Source organism: Nocardioides sp. (assembly GCF_041600255.1).
Lineage (GTDB): Bacteria > Actinomycetota > Actinomycetes > Propionibacteriales > Nocardioidaceae > Nocardioides.
Genome location: NZ_JBFIKK010000026.1, coordinates 23,555 through 31,044 on the forward strand (window position 1 = coordinate 23,555; position 7,490 = coordinate 31,044).

At 71.6% G+C, this 7,490-nt stretch carries 9 protein-coding genes; 4 read left to right on the plus strand and 5 right to left on the minus strand.

From position 1 onward, the window contains the following. The first annotated feature begins 106 nt into the window (after window positions 1-106). Entirely contained in the window at window positions 107-970 is an 864-nt protein-coding gene (locus tag ABZE72_RS05205) for a PAC2 family protein (RefSeq protein WP_372727958.1), read from the plus strand. Between the two features lie 10 nt (window positions 971-980). Here the strand turns inward: ABZE72_RS05205 and mshC are convergent, their stop codons facing one another. Genes mshC through ABZE72_RS05225 form a run of 4 tightly spaced genes read right to left on the minus strand, consistent with a single transcriptional unit; the run spans window position 981 to window position 4,341 of the window. Next, complete coding sequence (mshC, locus tag ABZE72_RS05210; RefSeq protein ID WP_372727959.1) at window positions 981-2,219, minus strand: cysteine--1-D-myo-inosityl 2-amino-2-deoxy-alpha-D-glucopyranoside ligase; 1,239 nt, start codon at window positions 2,217-2,219, stop codon at window positions 981-983. A 23-nt stretch (window positions 2,220-2,242) separates the two neighbouring features. Further along, window positions 2,243-3,010, minus strand: a complete 768-nt coding sequence (locus ABZE72_RS05215) for an SCO1664 family protein (protein WP_372727960.1) — start codon at window positions 3,008-3,010, stop codon at window positions 2,243-2,245. Then, window positions 3,007-3,585, minus strand: a complete 579-nt coding sequence (locus ABZE72_RS05220; protein ID WP_372727961.1) for a DUF3090 domain-containing protein — start codon at window positions 3,583-3,585, stop codon at window positions 3,007-3,009. Before ABZE72_RS05220 ends, ABZE72_RS05215 begins: the two co-directional genes overlap by 4 nt. Window positions 3,586-3,594: 9 nt before the next feature. Beyond that, window positions 3,595-4,341 (minus strand): histidine phosphatase family protein, encoded by a 747-nt coding sequence (locus ABZE72_RS05225; RefSeq protein WP_372727962.1) that lies wholly within the window; start codon window positions 4,339-4,341, stop codon window positions 3,595-3,597. Between the two features lie 43 nt (window positions 4,342-4,384). Here ABZE72_RS05225 and corA point away from each other — a divergent pair, with 43 nt between their 5' ends. Beyond that, window positions 4,385-5,365: a magnesium/cobalt transporter CorA gene (gene corA, locus ABZE72_RS05230; protein WP_372727963.1), complete on the plus strand. Its 981-nt coding sequence runs from the start codon at window positions 4,385-4,387 to the stop codon at window positions 5,363-5,365. 16 nt (window positions 5,366-5,381) lie between these two features. Here corA and ABZE72_RS05235 read toward each other — a convergent pair whose 3' ends face one another. Next, on the minus strand, window positions 5,382-6,209 hold the full coding sequence (locus ABZE72_RS05235; protein WP_372727964.1) for an undecaprenyl-diphosphate phosphatase: 828 nt from the start codon (window positions 6,207-6,209) through the stop codon (window positions 5,382-5,384). Between the two features lie 159 nt (window positions 6,210-6,368). Here ABZE72_RS05235 and ABZE72_RS05240 point away from each other — a divergent pair, with 159 nt between their 5' ends. Then, complete coding sequence (locus ABZE72_RS05240) at window positions 6,369-7,316, plus strand: aldo/keto reductase (protein WP_372727965.1); 948 nt, start codon at window positions 6,369-6,371, stop codon at window positions 7,314-7,316. Between the two features lie 40 nt (window positions 7,317-7,356). Further along, a partial coding sequence (locus tag ABZE72_RS05245; RefSeq protein ID WP_372727967.1) for a DUF5703 family protein occupies window positions 7,357-7,490 on the plus strand: 134 nt, incomplete at its 3' end.

The following is a 7,490-nucleotide window of genomic DNA, read 5'->3' on the forward strand; positions in this document are numbered from 1 at the left end:
GCGCCGGAGGAGTGGCGAAATCCCGGGGGGCCGGTCGCCCAGGCCGGCCAGGGCACCTGCCGCCCGGTGTCGGTACGGCGGACCGCCCTATGACTAGGGTGGATTCGTGATCGAGATGGAGGAACCCCCGAGCCTGGTCGAGCCCCTGGTGATCGCGGCGTTCGAGGGCTGGAACGACGCGGCCGACGCCGCCAGCTCCGTGGTGGACCACCTGATCAAGGTCTGGGGCGCCCGAGTCGTCGGGGCGATCGATCCCGAGGAGTTCTACGACTTCCAGGTGAACCGGCCCGTGGTCGGCACCGACGAGAACGGGCACCGCCGGCTCTCCTGGCCGAGCACGCAGATCGCGGTCGCCTCTCCGCCGGACCTGGACCGTGACGTGATCCTGATCCGGGGCATCGAGCCGAACATGCGCTGGCGCCAGTTCTGTGCCGAGCTGCTCGCTGCCTGCGACGACCTCGGCGCCCAGCTGGTGGTCACCCTCGGGGCGTTGCTGGCCGACACGCCGCACACCCGCCCCATCCCGGTCACCGGCACCGCCACCGAGCTGGAGCTGGTGGACCGGCTCAAGCTCGAGCAGTCCAGCTACGAGGGCCCGACCGGGATCGTCGGGGTCTTCCAGGACGCCTGCGTCCGGCTGGACATCCCGGCCGTCTCCTACTGGGCCGCGGTCCCCCACTACGTCGCCCAGCCGCCGTGCCCGAAGGCGACCCTGGCACTGCTCGGCCAGCTGGAGGACCTGCTCGAGGTCAGCATCCCGCTCGGCGACCTGCCCGACGACGCCCGTGCCTGGGAGCGGGGGGTGGACGAGCTCGCCGAGGAGGACGAGGACGTCGCCGACTACGTACGCGCCCTGGAGGAGACGCGCGACACCACCGACCTTCCGGAGGCCTCGGGTGAGGCGATCGCGCGGGAGTTCGAGCGCTACCTGAAGCGTCGCGGCGACGACGACCCGGCACCCGGGGTCTGAGCCGGCCGGCTCAGAGCGAGAGGCCGAGAGCGGCGTCCAGCAGCGCGAGCATGGTGACAGCCGCGTCGGGGTCGCTGGTGTCCGCCAGCCCGTCCGTGCCGAGGGTCGCCGCCACCCAGCCCTCGACCGCCGCGACGGCGCGCGGGGCGTCCAGGTCGTCGGCCAGCGCAGCCAGCACCTCGGTCAGCACCGGTGCCGCCGGTGCGCCCGCACCCAGCGACAGCGCCTTGCGCCAGGTGGCCACGGTGTCGACCGCGTCCCAGAGCAGCGCGTCGGTCCACTCCCAGTCCGAGCGGTAGTGGTGGCGCAGCAGCACCAACCGGATCGCCATCGGGTCGACCTCGCTGTTGCGCAGGGCGGAGACGAAGACGAGGTTGCCCTTGGACTTCGACATCTTCTCGCCGTCGTAGGCGACCATCCCCGCATGCGCGTAGGCCTGGGCGAACCGCTCGCCGGGCGCCGCCACCTGGGCGTGACCTGCACTCATCTCGTGGTGCGGGAAGACCAGGTCGCTGCCGCCGCCCTGGACGTCGAAGGCCGCACCGAGGAACTCCATCGCCATGGCCGTGCACTCGATGTGCCAGCCCGGTCGACCCGGGCCGAACGGACTCGGCCAGGACGGCTCACCCTCACGTTCGCCGCGCCACACCACGCAGTCGAGGGGGTCGCGCTTGCCGGGACGGTCCGGGTCTCCCCCGCGCTCGGGGAAGATCCGGAGCATCTCGTCGCGGTCCGCTCCGGAGACCGCACCGAAGGCCGGGTCCGCGTTCACCGAGTAGTACAGGTCGGTCTCGACCCGGTAGATCGCACCGGCGGCGTCGAGCCGACCGATCAGGTCCAGGACCAGCGGGATCGACTCGACCGCACCGATGTAGTGGGCCGGCGGAAGAACCCGCAGCGCGGCCATGTCCTGCCGGTACAGCTCGGTCTCCCGCTCGGCGAGCTCGACCCAGTCGACGCCGACCTTGGTCGCTCGCTCCAGCAGCGGGTCGTCGACGTCGGTGACGTTCTGCACGTAGGTCACGTCGTGCCCGGCGTTGCGCCAGGCGCGGTTCAGCAGGTCGAAGGCGACGTAGGTCGCGGCGTGGCCCATGTGGGTAGCGTCGTACGGCGTGATGCCGCAGACGTAGAGCCGAGCCGTGCCGTCGGGTCGGGTGGTCACCCGGCCGCCCGTGGCGGTGTCGTGGATCGACACGGCCGGTCCATCGACGGGCAGGGTCGGAATCTCCGGTGAGGGCCACGAGCGCATGGCGCGAAGCCTAACGACCTGCCTCAGAAGGGCGGCCACGGGATGGCCGGCCACTCCCCGTGCGGCGAGGGCATGGTGCCCGCGGCGAGGAGCCGCTCGCAGCGGCGCGACGCCGCCTCGATCTCCGCATCACTCAGGTGGCGGGCAAGTTCCGCCCCCAGGTCGCCGCCGAGCGCATCCCGGACCAGCGCCACCCCCCTGACCTCCTCGTCGGTGAGCGGTTCGCCGAGCCACCCCCACAGCACGGTCCGCAGTTTGGGCTCGTGGTGGAAGGTGACGCCGTGGTCCACGCCGTAGCGATGACCGTCGGTCATCTCCAGCACGTGGCCACCCTTGCGGTCGGCGTTGTTGACGACGATGTCGAACGTCGCCATCCGGCGCAGTGCGGGTGTGTCCTCGTGGACAAGGGCGACCGGCCGGTCGTGGCCGTCGACGCCGTCGAAGACGTGGCGCCACCCCGGCGGCACCTGCCCCTGCGGGACCAGGTCGACCGCAGTCTGCTCGTCGTCGGGCTCCTGCCAGCACTGCACCATGCCCGGGCCGTGCGGCCCGTCGCGCAGCCAGGTCCGCGGCACGACGTTCCACCCCAGCGCCTGCGAGACGAGGTACGACGCGACCTCGCGATCGGCCAGGGTGCGGTCGGGGAAGTCCCACAGCGGCCGCTCCCCCGCCACCGGCTTGTAGACGACGCGCACGCCTGCGATCTCGCCGACGAAGGTGGCGTTCGACGCCGGCATGATCCGGCCGTGCAGGACGAGCTCGTCCTCGACCACGTCGGGGCCGTCGCTCACGGTTCCCGACGCCGGAAGCCGTTGGCGCGGACACAGAGGTGCCCGTCGGGATCCATCGGGTTGCCGCAGAAGGGGCAGCTCGGACGCCCGGCCTCGAGCACCTGCGCGCACCGCTTGACGAAGGCGCGCGCCATGCCGGCGGGGATGCGCACGAGGAAGATCTCCTCGGGGTCCGGCTCCTCGATCTCCTCGTCCAGCTGGTCCGGCTGCACGAGCGCGGCCTCCACGAACGGGAACACCTCGATCACCACCCGCTCGTCGTCGGGGTCCCACGAGAGCGTCATGGTGCCGGCGCGGAACTCCTCCTCGATCGGGCTGTCCAGCGGGTCGACGTCCTCGAGGCCCAGGGGCGCCACCGCCGGGACGACCTCCTCGGTGGCCTGACTGGTCATCACCTCGTCGAGCAGGTCGTCGATCCGCTCGCTGAGCGCTGCGACCTGTTGCTTCTCCAACGAGACCGTGGTCAGCCGGGCGCCGTCGCGTGCCTGCAGGAAGAAGGTGCGTTGTCCGGGCGGCCCGACGGTTCCGGCGACGAAGCGCTCCGGCGGGTCGAAGGCGTGGACGAGTGGGGCCATGGCTCCACCCTAGGGGCGCGCCGGTCGTGTGTCCGGCCCGGCGCCCCCGCCCACGACCGCGTCGTCCGGGTGGCCGGCTGCGGAGCGGCTCCGACGGGACCTGCCGCCGGCGGGCGGGCTCGGCGCGAGCCAGGCCAGGTCGCCGGCGTGCGTGTTGGTCGCGAGGACGTAGGGACGGCTGGACGTGTACCGGATCACCGAGATCGAGGCCGGGTCGACGTGCAGCCTTTGGAAGAGGTCGAGGTGCATGCCCAGCGCGTCGGCGAGGACCGACTTGATGATGTCGCCGTGGCTGACCGCCACCCAGACCGCCCCGGGGCCGTGCTCCTGCTCGAAGGTCGCGTCGTGGCGTCGTACGGCGGCCACGGCGCGGCTCTGCATGGCGTCGAGCGACTCGCCCCCCGGGAACGCGGCGGCCGACGGCAGGGACTGCACGGTCCCCCAGAGCTTCTCCTTGGCCAGGTCCTTGAGCAGGCGCCCCTGCCACTCCCCGTAGTCGCACTCGGTGATTCCCCGCTCCTGGATGGTCGTCGGCGGGGTCGGCTGCGCCTGGGCCACCGCCGCGGCCGTCTGCCGGCACCGCTCCAACGGACTGGTCACGATCGCGGCGAGCCGAACCCCGGCCAGCCGCTCCCCGGCCCGCGCGGCCTGGTCCCGACCGGTCTCGTCGAGCTTGACGCCGCGCCGGCGCCCGGCGAGCACGCCGGTCGCGTTGGCGGTGCTGCGTCCATGTCGTACCAGGATCACGGTGGCCATGTCGTGGAGCGTAGTGCGCCGGGCCGGGGACTAGCCTCGTCTCGTGATCGTCGACAGCGCTGTGTACCGGGACGGAACGCGGGTTCCCGTCGCCTGCGACCCACACGACCTCGCCGGGCTGAAGGCCGCCGCCGTCGAGCCCTCCGACTTCGTCTGGGTGGGCCTGCACGAGCCCGACGAGGACCAGCTGAGCCAGGTGGCCGACGTCTTCGGCCTGCACCCACTCGCGGTCGAGGACGCCGTCAACGCCCATCAGCGACCCAAGCTGGAGCAGTACGGCGACAGCCTCTTCCTGATCCTCAAGACGCTCTGGTACGTCGACGCGGAGGACGCAGTCGAGACCGGAGAGATCCACATCTTCGTGGGCGAGCGCTTCATCGTCACCGTGCGACACGGCCAGGGCTCCGAGCTGGCCTCCGCCCGGACCTACCTGGAGTCCGCGGAGGCGGTGCTCACCCATGGGCCCTCGGCGGTGATGTACGCGGTCTGCGACCGCGTCGTCGACGGCTACCTCGATGTCGTCGAGGCGTTGGAGGTGGACGTGGACGAGGTGGAGGAGTCGGTCTTCTCCCCCGCACGCACCAACGACTCGGTCCGGATCTACACCCTCAAGCGGGAGATCTCCGAGGTGCGCCGTGCCGTCCTGCCGCTGCGCGAGCCGATGCGTCGCTTCGCCACCGGCACGGTGCAGGGGATCACCGAGGAGGCGGCGCCGTTCTTCCGCGACGTGGCCGACCACCTGGCGCGCGCCGCCGACGTCGTGGACACCCTGGACAGCCTGCTGTCCACCGCGTTCGACGCGCACCTGGCGAGGATCCAGGTCCAGCAGAACGACGACATGCGCAAGATCTCGGCAGGCGTGGGGCTGGTCGTGGCTCCGGCATTGATCGCCGCCATCTACGGGATGAACTTCGTTCACATGCCCGAGCTGGGATGGGTCTGGGGCTACCCGATGGCCCTGGGGCTGATGGTGCTGAGCTCCGGGAGTCTGTGGTGGTTCTTCAAGCGGTCGGGCTGGTTGTGAGGCTCGGCGGCCCGACTCAGGTGGCGCTCATGGTGCCGGTGGCGAGCAGCGCCACCAGGCCGAAGCCCAGGGCCAGGCGGTAGGGCACGAACCAGCCGATCGAGTGGTGCGCCACGAACCGGAGCAACCACGCGATCGCGGCGTACGCGACCAGGAACGAGACGGTGGTGCCCACCGCGACGTGCCCCACGGAGATCGTGCTGCCCGAGAGGTCCTTGAGCGAGAAGAGGCCGGCGGCGACGAGGGCGGGGATCGAGAGGTAGAAGCTCAGCTTGGTGGCGGTCACCCGGTCCAGGCCGCGCAGCAGACCGGCCGAGATCGTGGCACCCGAGCGCGAGACGCCCGCCACCAGCGAGAAGCACTGGAAGAGCCCCACGAAGATCGCGTCGCGCATGCCGAGGTCGCGCTCGGCGCGGTCCTGACGGGCGACCCGCTCCGCGAACCACATCACGCCGCTCCAGACGATCAGGCCGCCGGCGACGAACCAGAGCGATCGGAGCTCCCCGCGGATCAGGTCGCGCGCCAGGAAGCCCACCAGGCCCACCGGGATGCTGCCGACGATCACGTACCAGCCCATCCGGTGGTCACGCTGTCCGCGGTACTCGGGCTTCACCAAGCCCAGGGCCCAGGCCTTGGCGATCCGGGTGATGTCGCCGAAGAAGTAGACGACCACCGCGGCGATGGCCCCCATCTGGATCACGGCCGTGTACGCCGTGACGGCCGGGTCGGCCAGGTCCAGGCCGAGAGCCTTCTCGGCGATGGTGAGGTGACCGGTGCTCGAGATCGGGAGGAACTCGGTGAGGCCCTCGACGATTCCGAGGACGACTGCGTCGAAGTAGTTCACGAGGGCACCTGTGCTCGGGAGGGCTGGCGGGACGGGGACGGGACGGTCGGTTGGGCCGAGTCACCGGCGCACAGCCTACGAGGAACTCCCTGCAGGCACCTGACCGGCCCTCGACGTGGCGCGCCACGAAGTCGAGGTGGGTTTGGATAGCGTTGCCCCATGCAACTGCGCTCCGTCGGTGCCACCGGCCTGAAGGTGTCCCGGCTCGGCCTCGGCACGATGACCTGGGGTCGTGACACGGACGAGCACGAGGCCCGTGACCAGCTGATCGCGTTCGCCGAAGCGGGCGGCACCCTGCTCGACACGGCCGCGGGCTACGGCGACGGCGCCTCCGAGGAGCTGATCGGGACCCTGATCGGTGACGTGGTCGCCCGCGACGAGATCGTGCTGGCCACCAAGGCCGGGATCAGCCGCCGTCAGGGCACCCGCGAGCTCAACACCAGCCGTGGGCACCTGCTGAGCACCCTGGACGCCTCGCTGCGCCGGCTCGGCGTCGACCACGTCGACCTGTGGCAGGTGCACATTTGGTCCGACGAGACCCCGCTCGAGGAGACGCTGGCCGCCCTCGACCGCGCGGTCGCCAGCGGCCGGACGTCGTACGTCGGGATCTCGAACTACGCGGGTTGGCAGACCGCCCAGGCAGCCACCTGGCAGCGAGCCGTGCCCGGCCGCGCTCCGCTCGCCTCCACCCAGGTGGAGTACTCGTTGCTCAACCGGCAGGTCGAGCACGAGGTGCTCCCGGCTGCCGCGGCGCTGGGGCTGGGCGTCCTGCCGTGGTCACCGTTGGGTCGCGGTGTCCTGACCGGGAAGTACCGCACCGGCACCCCGGCCGACTCCCGCGCCGCGTCCTCGCACTTCGCCGGGTTCGTCGGTGCCTACCTCAACGAGCGCTCCGCCTCCGTCGTCGAGGCGGTGGCCCGGGCTGCCGACGGGCTGGGCTGGTCCGCCCTCGAGGTCGCCCTGGTCTGGGTGCGCGACCGGCCCGGCGTGACCTCACCGATCCTGGGCGCGCGGACCGCGGCACAGCTGCGCGGTGCGCTGGGCATCGAGGAGCTCGTACTGCCCTCTGAGATCGTCGAGGCGCTCGACGACGTCTCCGGGGACTGACGTGGGCGTGCGTCCGTGGGCTCGCCCGCTCAACCGGGGCGTGGAGTGGGAGTTCGACCGGATCACGCTGTCCCCGGAGTTCTCCCGCAACGTGGTGACCCGGCTGCTGGTCGAGCGTGCCGAGCACGGGGGCTGGGAGCTCGACCGGCTGCAGATCGGGCCCGACGGAGTACG